The sequence below is a fragment of the Flavobacterium chungnamense genome (assembly GCF_039539165.1).
Taxonomy (GTDB): Bacteria; Bacteroidota; Bacteroidia; order Flavobacteriales; family Flavobacteriaceae; genus Flavobacterium; species Flavobacterium chungnamense.
In genome coordinates this window covers 88,978-104,663 of record NZ_BAABCS010000009.1, presented here as the reverse complement: position 1 = coordinate 104,663, position 15,686 = coordinate 88,978, and the positions used below count along the sequence as shown (strand labels likewise).

The 15,686-nt window shown below is 32.9% G+C and carries 11 protein-coding genes; 5 read left to right on the top strand and 6 right to left on the bottom strand.

Going from position 1 to position 15,686, the window contains the following annotated elements:
- Window positions 1–30 precede the first annotated feature (30 nt).
- The 6 genes from atpD to ABD771_RS05175 form a co-directional block, all read right to left on the bottom strand.
- A complete protein-coding gene (gene atpD, locus ABD771_RS05200) occupies window positions 31–1,542 on the bottom strand; it encodes a F0F1 ATP synthase subunit beta (protein WP_345091617.1) in 1,512 nt (503 codons plus the stop codon).
- A gap of 225 nt (window positions 1,543–1,767) precedes the next feature.
- Window positions 1,768–3,321: an SGNH/GDSL hydrolase family protein gene (locus tag ABD771_RS05195; protein ID WP_345091612.1), complete on the bottom strand. Its 1,554-nt coding sequence runs from the start codon at window positions 3,319–3,321 to the stop codon at window positions 1,768–1,770.
- A gap of 35 nt (window positions 3,322–3,356) precedes the next feature.
- A complete protein-coding gene (locus tag ABD771_RS05190) occupies window positions 3,357–6,200 on the bottom strand; it encodes a TonB-dependent receptor (protein WP_345091609.1) in 2,844 nt (947 codons plus the stop codon).
- Between the two features lie 281 nt (window positions 6,201–6,481).
- Window positions 6,482–8,332 carry a glutamine--fructose-6-phosphate transaminase (isomerizing) gene (glmS, locus tag ABD771_RS05185; RefSeq protein ID WP_345091606.1) on the bottom strand — a complete coding sequence of 617 codons (1,851 nt, stop codon included), beginning with the start codon at window positions 8,330–8,332 and terminating at the stop codon, window positions 6,482–6,484.
- Between the two features lie 18 nt (window positions 8,333–8,350).
- Window positions 8,351–9,961 (bottom strand): BamH family beta-barrel-assembly machinery protein, encoded by a 1,611-nt coding sequence (gene bamH, locus ABD771_RS05180; protein WP_345091603.1) that lies wholly within the window; start codon window positions 9,959–9,961, stop codon window positions 8,351–8,353.
- Window positions 9,962–9,976: 15 nt separating this feature from the next.
- Window positions 9,977–10,780 carry a glycogen/starch synthase gene (locus ABD771_RS05175; protein ID WP_345091600.1) on the bottom strand — a complete coding sequence of 268 codons (804 nt, stop codon included), beginning with the start codon at window positions 10,778–10,780 and terminating at the stop codon, window positions 9,977–9,979.
- Window positions 10,781–10,887: 107 nt separating this feature from the next.
- On the opposite strand from ABD771_RS05175, the gene panC reads away from it, so the two are divergent.
- Genes panC through radA form a run of 5 tightly spaced genes read left to right on the top strand, consistent with a single transcriptional unit; the run spans window position 10,888 to window position 15,673 of the window.
- Window positions 10,888–11,736 (top strand): pantoate--beta-alanine ligase, encoded by an 849-nt coding sequence (panC, locus tag ABD771_RS05170; RefSeq protein ID WP_345091597.1) that lies wholly within the window; start codon window positions 10,888–10,890, stop codon window positions 11,734–11,736.
- 14 nt (window positions 11,737–11,750) lie between these two features.
- Entirely contained in the window at window positions 11,751–12,101 is a 351-nt protein-coding gene (panD, locus tag ABD771_RS05165; RefSeq protein ID WP_344815969.1) for an aspartate 1-decarboxylase, read from the top strand.
- Window positions 12,102–12,129: 28 nt separating this feature from the next.
- Window positions 12,130–13,065, top strand: coding sequence for a lysylphosphatidylglycerol synthase transmembrane domain-containing protein (locus ABD771_RS05160; RefSeq protein ID WP_345091593.1), 936 nt, complete (start codon window positions 12,130–12,132; stop codon window positions 13,063–13,065).
- Window positions 13,066–13,122: 57 nt separating this feature from the next.
- A complete protein-coding gene (locus tag ABD771_RS05155; RefSeq protein ID WP_345091589.1) occupies window positions 13,123–14,277 on the top strand; it encodes an alpha/beta hydrolase in 1,155 nt (384 codons plus the stop codon).
- A gap of 37 nt (window positions 14,278–14,314) precedes the next feature.
- Window positions 14,315–15,673 carry a DNA repair protein RadA gene (radA, locus tag ABD771_RS05150; RefSeq protein ID WP_345091586.1) on the top strand — a complete coding sequence of 453 codons (1,359 nt, stop codon included), beginning with the start codon at window positions 14,315–14,317 and terminating at the stop codon, window positions 15,671–15,673.
- The last annotated feature ends 13 nt before the right edge of the window (window positions 15,674–15,686 follow it).

Sequence of the window (15,686 nt, the reverse complement as noted above, 5' to 3'; positions counted from 1 at the left end):
GAATACTGCCAACTGCCAACTGCTAACTGATTATGCTTCTGCTAACATTTTTTGTCCTGCTTCGATAGCGTCTTCAATTGTTCCTTTAAGGTTGAAAGCTGCTTCTGGCAAGTGATCTAATTCACCATCAATAATCATGTTGAATCCTTTGATTGTATCTTTAATATCAACCAAAACTCCAGGAATACCTGTAAATTGTTCCGCTACGTGGAATGGTTGAGATAAGAAACGTTGTACTCTACGTGCTCTAGATACAGATAATTTATCTTCTTCTGACAACTCTTCCATACCAAGGATAGCGATGATATCTTGAAGTTGTTTGTATTTTTGAAGAATTTCTTTTACTCTTTGAGCACAGTTGTAGTGTTCGTCTCCTAAAATAAGTGGTGTTAAGATACGAGATGTTGAATCTAGTGGATCTACCGCAGGATAAATACCTAACTCAGCAATTTTACGAGACAATACAGTAGTTGCATCTAAGTGAGCAAACGTTGTTGCTGGTGCCGGGTCAGTTAAGTCATCCGCAGGAACGTAAACCGCTTGTACCGATGTAATAGATCCTTTTTTAGTAGATGTAATTCTTTCTTGCATCGCACCCATTTCTGTTGCTAATGTTGGTTGGTAACCTACCGCAGATGGCATACGACCTAAAAGAGCCGAAACCTCTGAACCTGCTTGTGTAAAACGGAAGATATTATCAACGAAGAAAAGTACGTCTTTACCTTGGTCTGAACCTGCTCCATCACGGAAATATTCTGCAATAGATAATCCTGATAAAGCAACACGTGCTCTAGCTCCAGGTGGCTCATTCATTTGTCCGAAAACGAAAGTAGCTTTCGATTCTCTCATTCCTGGTTTATCAACTTTAGTTAAATCCCAACCTCCATTTTCCATAGAGTGCATGAATTCTTCACCGTATTTAATAATTCCAGACTCTAACATCTCACGAAGTAAGTCATTTCCTTCACGAGTTCTTTCTCCTACTCCTGCGAATACAGAAAGACCACCGTGACCTTTTGCAATATTGTTAATCAACTCCTGAATCAATACTGTTTTACCAACTCCAGCACCACCGAACAATCCAATTTTACCTCCTTTTGCATAAGGCTCGATAAGATCGATTACTTTGATACCTGTAAATAAAACTTCAGAAGATGTAGATAAATCTTCAAATCTTGGTGCTTGACGGTGAATTGACATTCCGTTTTCACCTGTTTTTGGTAAATTTCCTAAACCATCAATTGCATCACCAATTACGTTAAACAAACGTCCGTAAACATCTGCACCGATTGGCATTTGAATTGGGTTTCCAGTAGAAACTACATCTGTACCTCTACTTAAACCATCTGTAGAATCCATAGAGATAGTACGTACGGTATCTTCTCCGATATGAGATTGTACTTCAAGTACAAGTAAAGTACCATCTTTCTTAGTGATTTCTAATGAATCATAAATTTTTGGTAATTCAGCATCTTTAGTGTTGAATACTACGTCAACTACTGGTCCGATGATTTGAGAAACTTTTCCTATTGCTTTTGACATTGCTTATGTATTTATTTAATAGCGTTTTAGAAATGAAAAAATGATGTCTTTTTTCAGAGTGCAAAGATAATTTTTCTAAATAGAAAATCAATAGCAAAAAGCTATTTTTTTATGCATTTTTTGATTTTTTTTCTATTTCAAGATTAAATCTTAGAGAAATCAATATTCAATAAACAAAAAACCACCAACCGAAGTTGATGGTTTTATATAAATTCAGTCTAAATCTTACAACACAGAAGGGAATAATATTCTGTAATCCCCAAAATCTACATCTTTAAAGTTTGAACCATATTTTAAGTTTATTGCTTGTAAAAATTTATTAGCAATCAAAGCATATCCTCTTGGACTTGGATGAACACCATCTAAAGAGAATCCACCTCCTGTTACAAAAGCAGAAGTTACTGTAAATCCACCATTGCTTATACCCGAACCAGCAACTTGAACTAAAGCAGCATTAGCATCAACAAATGCTAAACCTTTAGAAGTAGCTAGAGCTGCAATTGTTGCGTTATATGCATCTGTTGCAGTTTTTACTTCAGCAGTTTCTGTTGCTGTTAAGATTGCATTATCTTGCATTGGATAAGAAACACCTATTGTATTAAAAGGCGAAGGAGCTCCAGTTTGAGTGGTACCTATTATTCCTCTTGCAGTTAGTAAAACATAGTCTTTAGTAGCTACTGCATTACTAGCATGTCTTGCTTGACCATAAATACTTCCTAAGTAAGCTGCGGTAGTTGGTCCGACAGTAGGAGTAAGTGCTGCCGTTATTTGTGTAGAAATATTTATTAAACTTTCATCTCTAATTAAAAGTGGGTTTGCTTCAACTGTAGCTGCATTACCATCGTCAGCAACAAGTGTTACAAAACGAGTTGGTAAACCTGCACCAGTTAATGCTGAATTTATTCCTCCAAATAAAGCATTTAATTGGCCTGCGCTTGCAGCAGGTAATCCTGGAATTGGATTTGTTGGAACAGTAGTAAAGAATGGTACAGATGTTACATAAGGAATATTTGCAACTACACCTTTTGCTCCATTTGCAGTTAAATTAGTAACTAAAGTATTGTAAACACCCGCGAAAGCTGTTGGATCAGTGATATCATTAGCTCCATAAGCTGCAACATTTGGATTTCCTGTTTGATTTACTCCTGTACCACCTGAAGTTGCATAGCCTAAAACGTCATTATTTCCAATCCATAAAGAAAAGAAAGTAGGGTTTTGAGCTGTGGCATCATCGATTATTTTAGAAGTTGCAGAAGAAGAAAATCTAACATAATATGGATTAGCTTGACCAAGTGGAACTCCTGCTGGGTTTCCATAACCTGCAGCAAGTAAATGATAACTTTTTGCTCCTGGTACACCTAAATTATTAAAAGAGCCTGTCAATTTATTTGTTACCTCCGTTGAAGGTGTTCCTGCAACTGGCACTGGTGCTGCTCCATTGAAATACAACCTTGGCCCTTGAATTTGAGTTCCACCAAAAAGCAATCCACCAATGTTATCATTCATGTAAGGTATTTTAAATTCTCCACCACCTACTTGAGCAAACTGTTGTGCCAAAATGTTAGTATAAGATCCTTTTTGACCTTCAATAAATAAAGCATTATCACTATATCCAGCAGTCAAAGAATTTCCTAAAGAAACAAATTTAGAAAAATTGGCACTACCTGCAGTAAGAGGCAATCCGTCCGATGAATTTGGCACAGCTGTAACTTCATCATCATTATTACAAGCTATAAAGGTTAATGAAACCAAGAATAGCCATTTGAAATTTTTTATCATAATCTTATAGTATTATAAATTTTATTAAAAATAAATTATGGAGTTATTGTCCAAGAAGCAAAATATTGTTGACCTATTAGACCTGCTCCAAGAACTTGTTGGTATTCTTGACCACCAATATTAGCAGCACCAAGTTTAATTATAGACTTTAATTTTGGAATACTATAATTGATTTGTGCATCAATAACTGTTGCAGCATCAATCATTCCGTCAGCAAATGTAGATTCCCATTTGTACTCGTCATTCCATCTTGCGCTTAAATTGAAACCGAAGTTTTTGAATAATTTATCATTACTGATAGAACCTTTAACTCTGTGTTTAGGTGTGTTAAAACCTGCTTCAAAACTTGGGTCTAAAGATTGGTCAAAATCAAATTCAGCATAGTTATAATTTGCGCTGATTTCAAAATTTCTAGGCAATTTGTATGCAAGACCTGCTCCAAAACCTATCGATTTAATCTCGATATTAGTATTTGTATAAAGTTGGAATGCTCTAGTATTACCAGTAGATAATGCATCTACAGATTGAACTCCAGGATTTGTAGGTCCCAATAAAAGATTTGGTGCATCTTGAGCAGTTCCATAAGTTGGTGCAACAACTGTTATATTTCCAATAAAGTCATTGTAGATGTTATAGTAACCATTTAAATCATAAGATAATTTTTGAACTTGCCCTCTGTATCCTAATTCAAATGCTTTAACTGTTTCAGGTTTTACAAGTCCAACATTAGTTTTCTTTAATAAACCTGCAGCAGCAACTGGATTAGTTGGAGCTAAAGCAGCAAATTGCTGAGCTGAAGCAGCTGTATACGAGTTATAATAAGCGTTATTACCATTTATAGTTGTAGTGGTTCCGCCAACAAGAGCTTGACCTAATGGTGACGTAACTGGTAATGTTTCTGAATATCTTATTAAGTTATCAGGTGCAGATCCTAGTAATATTGCACTTCCTACGTTAAATCCGATGTATTGATCTTGAGTAGATGGATTACGGAAACCTGTTTGAAAAGAACCTCTAAAAGTATGTGCTTTTTGTGCACCCGCAGTATAAACTGCTGAAATTCTTGGTGAGAAATTACCATCAAAGTTTTTAGCTTTATCGTAACGAATAGAACCTGTTAATTTCAATCTGTCATCCATTAATTTCTTTTGAATTTGAGTATATGCTCCATATTCATTGTAGTTAATTTGGCTTGTATAATCCGTGTAGATTCTTCCAAAAGAGTTTAATTCATATAATCTGAATGAACCTCCAACTTGAATTTCTGCAAATTTCACTAAATCTTTAAAATTATAGTTTGCATCTGAGTGATACATGTACGAGTTATCAACTAATTTTGAACCTGTTAATACGTTAGGATCAGCAATTACTTTATTAAATGCGTTTTTAAATGCAGTTGTTCCAGGAATTAATCTACCAGTATCAGCAGTAGCTCTTGCAATAGCATGCGCTTGGTCTGGAGTAGCTCCGCCCAACAAAGTTGACGATATGTAAGCTCCAGCATATTGTCCGAACCATACATTATCCGCTTTCCATTGTCTGTTGATATTTAATCCTGTAAACAACATGTCGTAAGAATTTCCACCATCTTCTGTTGTGAAATAACCTCTAACGAAGAAATTTTTACCTTTCACCTCTAACTTGTGTTGTTGCATGAAGAAACCGTTCAAATAATATCTATTGGCACCTTGATAAACTGTATTACCAAAACCAAATTTACTTTGCCAAATAATTTCTGTATTATTTGCCCATGGTTTAAAGTGCAAAGAGAAATCAATCTTAGCATTTTGTACCTTATTATCTGTTAGGTCAACCTCATTATATCCTGTTCTACTTACATTATAATTAGGTAATACTGATGCTTGAGCAGGAGTAATAACTCCTAGTCCTACAAGTGCATTTCCAACACTTTTAATATTTGTAGTAGCCTCATCACCATAAACATTCATACCATTATAGTTATGGTAACTTCTGTCTAAACCGACATTGTTCACCAAATCTTTATCTCTGTAATCTGTAGCAAACCAATCTGTACCATTCATAAAAGTGAAATTGGCTTTTGCAGCAAAATGTTTAGTAAATGCATGAGCAACTCTTACTCCATAATCATAATACAAATTGCTTCCAGCTGCATTTTGATTTGTCATACCATACTTAGCATATGCTGTTACTCCTTGTTTATCAAAAGGACTTTGACTTGTCATAAATAAAATACCATTAAAAGCATTTGCTCCATATAATGCAGAAGATGCTCCAGGAAGTAATTCAACACTTTGAACATCAATTTCAGAAATACCAATAAGGTTTCCTAAAACGAAGTTTAGCAATGGTGATGAGTTATCCATACCATCAACTAATTGCATGAATCTTGTGTTAGCTACAGTAGCAAAACCTCTAGTATTGATAGATTTAAATGACATACTACTTGTATTCATTTGAACCTCTTTTAGATTTTCAAGACCATCATAGAAAGTAGGCGAAGCAGTTTTCTTGATGTCTTTTATTGTCATCCTTTCAATTGTAACTGGAGATTCTTTAATTCTCTCAGGAGCTCTAGAAGCAGCAACTACAATCTCATCCAATTGTGTGTCTTGATTTTCCATTTTAACCTCAACTTTTTGGGATGCTGAAGTAACTTCAATTTTTTGAGTCGCAAATCCGATGCTTGATACCTCAATTGTAAAAGGTAGTTTTTTGGTGACTTTGACAATAAACTTACCGTCTCCATCTGTAACAGTTCCTGATGACTCGCCAACAACTTTAACGTTTGCGCCAGGAATTGGTTCGTTTTTACTGTCTTTTACCGAACCTGAAATTGTGCTTTGAGCAAATGAAATGCTGCAAAAAAACAACGTCAACATAAAATAATAAATCTTCATTAGGTTTGATTTTTGTTGGTTTAAGTAGCCAAAATACAAATAATTTTTATATTATTAAAAAAAGTGAAGATTATTTTAATAATTGTCATTTTTTTTAACTCTTTTCGATTAATCCGCAATCAAAAATCTTTATGTTTTTATTAACTTATTGTGAATATTACCAAAAAAATAGTATGCGCACATAGTAAACAGCCTTCTTTCTTAAATTAATCATAAAAATGTTAAAACAAAAAAGCGAGAAAAATATTTTTCTCGCTTTTTTTATCAAATTCATATATTATTTATTCAACCGTTACCGATTTTGCTAAATTTCTTGGCTGATCAACATTACATCCTCTTAACACAGCAATATGGTACGATAAAAGTTGCAACGGAATTGTAGTTAAAAGTGGTGAAAGCGCATCTGAAGTTTCAGGAATTTCAATCACATGGTCTGCAAGACCTTTTACTTGAACATCACCTTTGGTTACAATGGCAATAATTTTTCCGCTTCTTGATTTGATTTCTTGAATATTACTTACCACTTTGTCGTAATGTCCTTGCTTAGGAGCAATAACAACTACTGGCATTTTTTCGTCAATTAATGCAATCGGTCCGTGTTTCATTTCTGCAGCTGGATAGCCTTCTGCATGAATGTAAGAAATCTCTTTTAACTTTAAAGCTCCTTCTAAAGCAACTGGGAAATTATATCCTCTACCCAAGTATAAACAATTGGGCGCATCTTTATAAATAGTAGCAATTTCTTTAGCAATGTCGTTTGTCGATGACAATGCTTCTGCAACCTTTTCTGGAATTACTTCTAATTCTTGTAAATATCTGTGGAAGTCTGAATTCGACATCGTTCCTTTAGCTTTAGCCAAACGAAGCGCAATCATTGTTAAAACTGTAATTTGAGTAGTAAACGCCTTTGTTGAAGCTACTCCAATTTCTGGTCCGGCATGAGTATAAGCACCGGCATGAGTTTCTCTTGAAATTGAAGAACCCACAACATTACAAACACCAAAAACAAAGGCTCCTTTTTCTTTAGCTAATTTGATTGCTGCTAATGTATCGGCCGTTTCTCCCGATTGAGATATTGCAATCACAACATCTTTATTGGTGATAATTGGGTTTCTGTATCGAAACTCTGAGGCATATTCTACTTCAACAGGAATTCTTGCAAATTCTTCAATAACATATTCGGCAACTAAACCTGCATGCCATGATGTTCCACATGCTATGATTAAAATTCTATCGGCATGAAGAAATTTTTCTAAATTATCTTCAATACCTGCCATTTGAATCAAACCACTATTTGCGTGAAGTCTTCCTCGGTAAGTGTCTTTAATCACATTTGGTTGCTCATAAATTTCTTTAAGCATAAAATGATCGTAACCACCTTTTTCTATCTGCTCTAAATTCATTTGCAATTCTTGAACGTAAGGATCTACCAAAGAATCGTCTTTGATTTTTCTTATTTTTAGTGGTTTGTGCAAACGCACAATAGCCATTTCTTCATCTTCTAAATAGATAGCGTTAGAAGTATATTCAATAAAAGGTGATGCATCAGAAGCTATAAAGAACTCCTCTTCACCAACTCCAATTGCTAATGGACTACCTAAACGAGCCACAACCATTTCATCTGGTTTTTTTTTATCAAAAACACAAATTGCATAAGCTCCAACAACTTGGTTTAAGGCAATTTGAACTGCTTTCCCAAGTTTTAAATTATCTTTTTTCTGAACATCCTCAATCAAATTAACTAAAACCTCAGTATCAGTATCCGATTTGAAAACATAGCCTCTTTTTATTAATTCTTTTTTTAATGGTTCATAGTTTTCTATAATCCCATTGTGAATTATTGCCAAGTCTCCAGAATTTGATAAATGTGGATGTGAATTTACATCATTAGGAACTCCATGTGTAGCCCAACGTGTGTGACCCATACCAATACTTCCGTTGGTTGTTATCTCTTTAGATGATTTTTCTTCTAAATCAGAAACCTTTCCTTTAGTTTTAGAAACTTTTAAATCTGTTCCGTCATAAAGCATAACTCCTGCACTATCATAGCCACGGTATTCTAATCGCTTTAATCCTTTTATAACAATAGGATATGCTTCTCGATATCCAATATAACCTACAATTCCACACATATTATTATAGTTATTTAGTTAGTCAGGTTTGGTATAATAAACTTCTAATTTTAATCTTTGTCCAACAGGAACACTTGGATTAGAACCAAATAAAATAGTGCCTAATGGATTTACAACCGACATTGCTGGTACAAACTTTGTCGTAACACCATCATTTGTAAATGGTGAAAATAAATTAACATTCAACGGATTGGTTATCGCTTCTGTAACCACTAATCCTAATTTTACATTAGTAGAATCTTTCAAAATTAAATTTCTAACATGATTAGTAATTTTAATTTTATAAGTAGTTCCTCTATCGCTTGTGTTTTTTTGAATAATTCCTCCATGAACATATTTGTTGTATTTTGAAGAATTACTTGTAGTTAAATCGGAGTAATAATCAATTAGAGGTCTTTTATTATTCAAATCATAAAGATAAATCCTATTTGGCTCTGGCGCTAAGGTTCCCATAGCAGTATTATCAATAGTAAAGGTTAAATTTGCTTCATTGACTAACCAATTTTTATCTTTTATATCTTGTAATTTTACTGCTCCAGTAGTTCCTGCAAACAAATCAATTACTGCCATAGAACCACCCATCCCATTTAGATATAGCTTATCATCTCCTGTAGTTGTATTAGGAGATGTTACTGGGTTTGACCAATCACTATTAATTAAGTTTACAGTATGTCCACCTAATTTAATTTGTAATGTTCTTCTAACGATTACTGGATCCGTATCCGATGTTTTGTCATGATAGACCATCATAATGTAACCATTTGCGAAATTTAATTTAGCTAATGAACCTTGATTTACTGATGAGGAAGCGTTATCTACTTTAAAATACAAACCTCTAAAATAGTTTTCAAAAATATTATTGTTATACAAAACTCCTGCTGGAGCATTTATAATTTTATTTTTAAAAAAAGCTTTATTCAAATTAAGAAACATTCCAGGAGCAAGACGTTCTTTTACTGTTCCCGAACCCAAAGGCACATTGTTTTTTAGTAATTTAATCTGTTTTTCACTAAACTTAAATTTACTGTTTTGAGAATTGTCAACTATTGTGTTATTGAAAACATTCGTATTATCATCATTTAACAATGCTCCAATATTTGAATCAAAATCACTTTGCTGATTAGAATAATAAATTTGAGGATCTTGAAAACCTGTTGAAGGGTCATTATCTCTCAAATAATAATTTGACTCATATACTTTCAAATCAATTTCACTTGTACCATGAATTGAATCTAACTCATAAGTGCTATCGCCTGTATTAGTATCGGTGCTCAAAAAAGTATTATAATAAGGTACATACAAATAAACTGAATCGACAACTATATTAGCAGGAGTGTCATAAAATTTTGGACTAGAAGTTACTAATTGTAATTGAGTAACAAGACTAGCTTTAGTTTTTCCAAAAACAGGATTATTGTAGTATCCCAAAGAGTTTACAGGCAAATCGCTTGTTCTAAAAACTCCTATATTTTGATTATATGCAACTACATCTATTGCTTCTTTGTTTAAACTGTAGTTGTCATTACCTACAATTTCCGAACCAAGTTCATTAAAATCTTTATCGCAAGACGCGAAAAAAATAATTGATAATCCGATAATAAATGTTTTGAATAAGAAATTAAATTTCATGTTTTGTAAATTATATTATAACATCTTTTTATAAAAAGAAGTGTAAGCTTCAGCAAATCCTTCTTTGGGAGCGAAAGGTAAAAAAGGTTTGCCTGAAGATTCTATAAATTTTGTTAAACTTGGTGAAAGATTTTCAGAGGCAATAATTACTGCGTCTGAGTGAGTTATAGAAGCTTTTATAAGATTTTCATAATTAGGAATTTCTAAATCTGCAATTGCTTCATCTGGAACTCCATCAAATTTAATCTTATTTATCATTTCTACATCTAAATTTCCATCAAATGATTGGCTATAAACTGAACTTACAATTTTGGTTTCAGAAAATAATGCTTCGTCTTTGTAAAAATGTTTCATATAAACAGGAAGCATTGAAGCCATCCAACCATGAACATGAATAATATCAGGAACCCAATTTAATTTCTTAACGGTTTCTACAACGCCTTTTGCAAAGAAAATTGCTCGCTCATCGTTATCTGGATATAGAATTCCATCTTCATCAGAAAAAGTCGCTTTTCTTTTAAAGTATTCGTCATTATCTATAAAATAAACTTGAATTCTTTCTTTAGGTATTGATGCTACTTTGATAATTAAAGGCATATCGACATCATTTACGACTAAATTCATCCCAGAAAGACGAATTACTTCGTGCAATTGGTGTCTTCTTTCATTTATATTTCCATATCTAGGCATGAAAATTCTGATTTGTCCGCCTTGATCATTAATCATTTTTGGCACGTCATACGACATTAGAGAAACTTCATTCTCTGCTAAATAAGGCACCACTTCAGATGATACATATAATATCCTCTTATCTTCCATTATGTTATGTATGTATTTATTGGCAATAAAAAACATGCAAAATTACAAAAATTTATGCAGATAATTACTAAAGTAGTAAGTTTGTACCCTATTTAATAAAAAAACATATGCATATTTTCAGTAAAAAGGTAGATTTAGCCAATCACCTGAAAGAGAATAACCTCGATAAATCAACAGTAGGATTTGTACCAACTATGGGAGCATTACACGCAGGACATCTTTCACTGCTTAAAAAATCTATTGAAAATAATGCCACAACGATAATAAGTATTTTTGTAAATCCAACGCAATTTAACAATCCAGAAGATTTAAAAAAATATCCTAGAACATTAGAAAGTGATGTAGAAAAAATTAAAACAATTTCTGAAAAAATTATCGTTTATGCTCCAACTGTTGAAGATATTTATGAAGGAAATACAAAATCTGAACATTACAATTTTGATGAATTAGAAAATCAAATGGAAGGTAAATTTCGTCCAGGACATTTTGACGGAGTTGGAACGGTTGTAAAAAGATTATTTGAAATTGTAAATCCAACTAACGCTTATTTTGGTGAAAAAGATTTTCAGCAACTACAAATTGTAAAAAAACTAGTTGAAAAAGAAAAACTTTCAGTAACTATAATTGGATGCCCTATTTTTAGAGAGCAAAACGGATTAGCGATGAGTTCTCGAAATGAACGCCTTTCTGAAAACGAGAAAAAGGAAGCTTCAATTATATTTAAAACTTTAAATAAAGCTAAAAATCTTTTTGGCACGAAATCTGCTAAAGAGGTTGCTGAATATGTTATCAAAACTTTTTCAAACCATCCAATATTTGAGTTGGAATATTTTGAAATTGCAGATGAAGCTAGCCTATTAACTTGTAAAAGAAAAAACAAAAAGAAAAAATACAGGGCTTTTATTGCAGTTTTTGTTAACAAAATAAGATTGATAGATACTATTTCACTAAATTAATTTAACTTTGCCCCATGCAAATTCAAGTTGTAAAATCAAAAATTCATCGCGTCAAAGTAACTGGCGCAGATTTAAACTATATCGGTAGCATTACTATCGATGAAGCTTTAATGGATGCCTCAAACTTAATTGAAGGCGAAAAAGTTTCTATTGTTAATATCAATAATGGAGAGCGTTTTGAAACTTACGCTATTAAAGGCGCAAGAAATTCTGGCGAAATCACTTTGAATGGTCCTGCTGCAAGAAAAGTACATGCTGGCGATATTATTATCATTATTTCTTATGCTACTTTAGATTTTGAAGAAGCAAAAACGTTCAAACCATGGCTTGTTTTCCCAAATGAAAACGATAACACTTTGAAATAATCTTTTGAAAAATCAGATAAGTAAATGGTTGTCAATCTTAATCCCTATACTTTTAGGTATAGGAATAATTGTTTATCAATATACAAAATTTACTGATGACCAAATCAATGAAATAGTTGGTTACTTCAAAAATGCAGATTACTTTTATGTGACACTTGCTCTATTTGTTGGCTTCACAGGAAATGCTATAAGGGCTTACAGATGGAAATATATGTTAGATCATTTAGGATATGATTCTTCTTTCCAAAATAATTTCATGGCAGTAAATATTGGTTACTTACTAAACTTGACCGTCCCAAAATCTGGAGAAATTTCAAGAGCTTTAATTGTAAAAAAATACAATAACATCCCTTTCGATAAAGGATTTGGAACCATTGTAGCCGAAAGATTAATCGATATGATTTTTCTATTATTCTTTATGTTACTATCGGTTATTCTGCAGTTTAAAATAGTAAAAGCCTTTATTTTAGATAAAATTCCGTTACAACTAATGACACTTTTAGCCATTTTTGGAATACTATTTTTAATTGTTTTTATTCTTATTTACAGGTACTCAAAATTAAAAATAGTAGCTGTTTTTAAAGAAAAAATTTCAGGATTGAAAGAAGGATTGTTGAGTATTATCCACATGAAAGAAAAATGGAAGTACTTCTTTCAAACAATCTTAATTTGGATATCTTATTTAATCACCTATTATATAGCTACTAAAGTAATTCCTGAAACGTCAACTCTAACATTTGAAGCCATTATAACTTGTTTTGTTGTAGGTAGTATCGCTATCGCGTTTACCAATAGTGGCTTTGGTGCTTATCCGTTTCTAACATCTAAAGTACTCTTGTTTTATGCTATTGCAGAACCAGCAGGAACAGCATTCGGTTGGATTATTTGGACCTCTCAAATGCTATTAGTTTTGCTTTTGGGATTGTTATCATTTTTACTACTACCTATCTTAAATAGAAAATAATTTATTATATTGCTTGTTTTTTAAAACTTTCTTTAAGTCAATCAAAACAACCAAAATATGAAAAAATTTATTTTACTTTTCTTGATGACTCTTAGCTTTAGTAGTTTTGGTCAAAAATTAAAAGATAGCATCCTTTCAAAAAAATTAGATACTTACAGGCATTTAACAATATCGCTTCCTCCTTCATACGATAGAGAGACTAAGAAAGTCTATCCATTACTTTTTTTATTGGATGGTGATTATTTATTTGATCCTTTTCAAGGCGCCTTAAGCTATGGTAATTATTGGGATGATTTGCCTGAGGTAATCATTGTAGGCTTAGCTCAAAATAGAGAAAACGAGCGTGATTCAGATTGTACATTTGACGAAAGCACTGGTTTACCTGAAGGAAAAGGTGAAAGTTTTTTTGAGTTTATTGGTGGTGAACTTATACCATTTCTTCAAAATAAATATAGAATTTCTCCTTTCAAAATAATTGCTGGTCACGATGTAACTGCTGGTTATATGAACTTATTTCTATACAAAGACAATCCTTTATTCAATGCTTACATATCATTAAGTCCAGAACTTGCTACTGAAATGGAGGTAAGAGTTGCCGAAAGATTAGGAACTTTCAAACAAAATATATTCTATTATCAGTCCTCTGCCGATGGAGATATCAAAAAAATGAGAACAAAAATAGCTACTTTAGATGAAAATATTAAAGCTGTTAACAATCCCAATTTAAATTATAAATATGAGGATTTTAAAGGCGCTTCTCATTATTCTTTAGTACTTTACTCAATTCCAAGTGCTCTTTATCAGTTCTTTGCTTCATATCAGCCAATTTCAACTTCTGAATTTCAAGAAAAAATTGTCAAATTAGAATCAGGATATGTTGATTATCTAAAAAGCAAATACGAGGTTTTAGAAAAAGCTTTAGGAATTAAAATGCCAATACGTCTTAATGATTTCAAAGCAATTGAAGCAGCAATTCTTAAAAACAAAGCCTACAATGAATTTGAATTATTAGCACAGCTTTCCAAAAAAATGTATCCAAAATCAATGCTTGGAGATTACCATATGGCTATGTATTATGAAAATACTGGCGATATTAAAAATGCTGTGAGATACTACCAAAATGGTTTTCAAATGCAAGAAATTGGTGATTTAACCAAAGACATGATGCTTGGTAAAGCAGATGAATTAAGAGTTCAAATTAAAAAGAAATAAATCTGAAATGTATTCAGAACAAGCAATACTAATATAAATGGCCAAAATCAAAACTTCTTTTTTCTGTCAAAATTGTGGTTCGCAATATGCTAAATGGCAAGGACAATGTAACGCGTGTAAAGAATGGAATACTATTGTTGAAGAAGTAATTCAAAAAGAAGAGAAATCAAGTTGGAAGCCAACATCTGAAGTTAAAAAAGCTCCAAAACCATTAAAAGTAACCGAAATTGATTCGTCTGAAGAAGTTCGAATGAATACACTTGATGGCGAATTAAATCGAGTTCTTGGTGGTGGAATTGTGCCAGGTTCTTTGATTCTTCTTGGTGGCGAACCTGGAATTGGAAAAAGTACTTTGTTACTTCAAATATCCTTAAAATTACCTTATAAAACCTTGTACGTTTCTGGAGAAGAAAGTCAGAAGCAGATAAAAATGCGTGCCGAAAGAATTACTCCAAATGGAGATAATTGCTATATCTTAACAGAAACTAAAACCCAAAATATCTTTCGTCAAATTCAAGAAATTGAACCCGAAATTGTAATTATAGATTCCATACAAACGCTACATACTGATTATATTGAATCAACCGCAGGAAGCATTTCTCAAGTTAGAGAATGTACTGCCGAACTTATAAAATTTGCAAAAGAAACGAACGTTCCAGTAATTTTAATTGGACATATTACAAAAGATGGAACTATCGCTGGACCAAAGATATTGGAACACATGGTCGATACTGTTTTGCAATTTGAAGGCGACAGAAATCACGTTTACCGAATTTTACGCAGTTTAAAAAATCGATTTGGTTCCACAGCCGAACTCGGAATTTATGAAATGCAAGGTTCCGGATTGAGAGAAGTTTCTAATCCATCAGAAATATTGCTTTCGCATCGTGAAGAAGAACTTTCTGGAACAGCCATTGCCTCAACACTTGAAGGAATGCGGCCGTTGATGATTGAAATTCAAGCACTGGTTTCAACAGCAGTTTATGGAACGCCTCAAAGAAGCACAACTGGTTATAATGCCAAAAGACTAAACATGCTTTTAGCAGTTTTAGAAAAACGCGCCGGTTTCAGACTAGGAACAAAAGATGTTTTTTTGAACGTTACTGGAGGAATATCGGTTGATGATCCAGCAATTGATTTGGCGGTTGTAGCTTCAATACTTTCGTCAAATGAAGATATCGCCGTTGGAAAAGACGTTTGCTTTGCTGGCGAAGTTGGTCTTTCGGGTGAAATTCGTCCTGTAAACAGAGTAGAACAACGCATTCAAGAAGCAGAAAAACTTGGTTTTGCAACTATTTTTGTTTCCAAATACAATAAACTTTCTACAAAATTCCCTGGAATAAAAGTAATTTTAGTATCTAAAATTGAAGAAGTTGTAGAACATTTGTTTGGATAATAATTTGGTTATC

Coding starts and splice junctions, on each gene's coding strand:
- panD (WP_344815969.1), top strand. CDS start 11,751: ATGCAAATTCAAGTTGTAAAATCAAAAATTCATCGCGTCAAAGTAACT.
- glmS (WP_345091606.1), bottom strand. CDS start 8,332: ATGTGTGGAATTGTAGGTTATATTGGATATCGAGAAGCATATCCTATT.
- panC (WP_345091597.1), top strand. CDS start 10,888: ATGCATATTTTCAGTAAAAAGGTAGATTTAGCCAATCACCTGAAAGAG.
- bamH (WP_345091603.1), bottom strand. CDS start 9,961: ATGAAATTTAATTTCTTATTCAAAACATTTATTATCGGATTATCAATT.
- ABD771_RS05155 (WP_345091589.1), top strand. CDS start 13,123: ATGAAAAAATTTATTTTACTTTTCTTGATGACTCTTAGCTTTAGTAGT.
- ABD771_RS05195 (WP_345091612.1), bottom strand. CDS start 3,321: ATGATAAAAAATTTCAAATGGCTATTCTTGGTTTCATTAACCTTTATA.
- ABD771_RS05190 (WP_345091609.1), bottom strand. CDS start 6,200: ATGAAGATTTATTATTTTATGTTGACGTTGTTTTTTTGCAGCATTTCA.
- atpD (WP_345091617.1), bottom strand. CDS start 1,542: ATGTCAAAAGCAATAGGAAAAGTTTCTCAAATCATCGGACCAGTAGTT.
- ABD771_RS05175 (WP_345091600.1), bottom strand. CDS start 10,780: ATGGAAGATAAGAGGATATTATATGTATCATCTGAAGTGGTGCCTTAT.
- radA (WP_345091586.1), top strand. CDS start 14,315: ATGGCCAAAATCAAAACTTCTTTTTTCTGTCAAAATTGTGGTTCGCAA.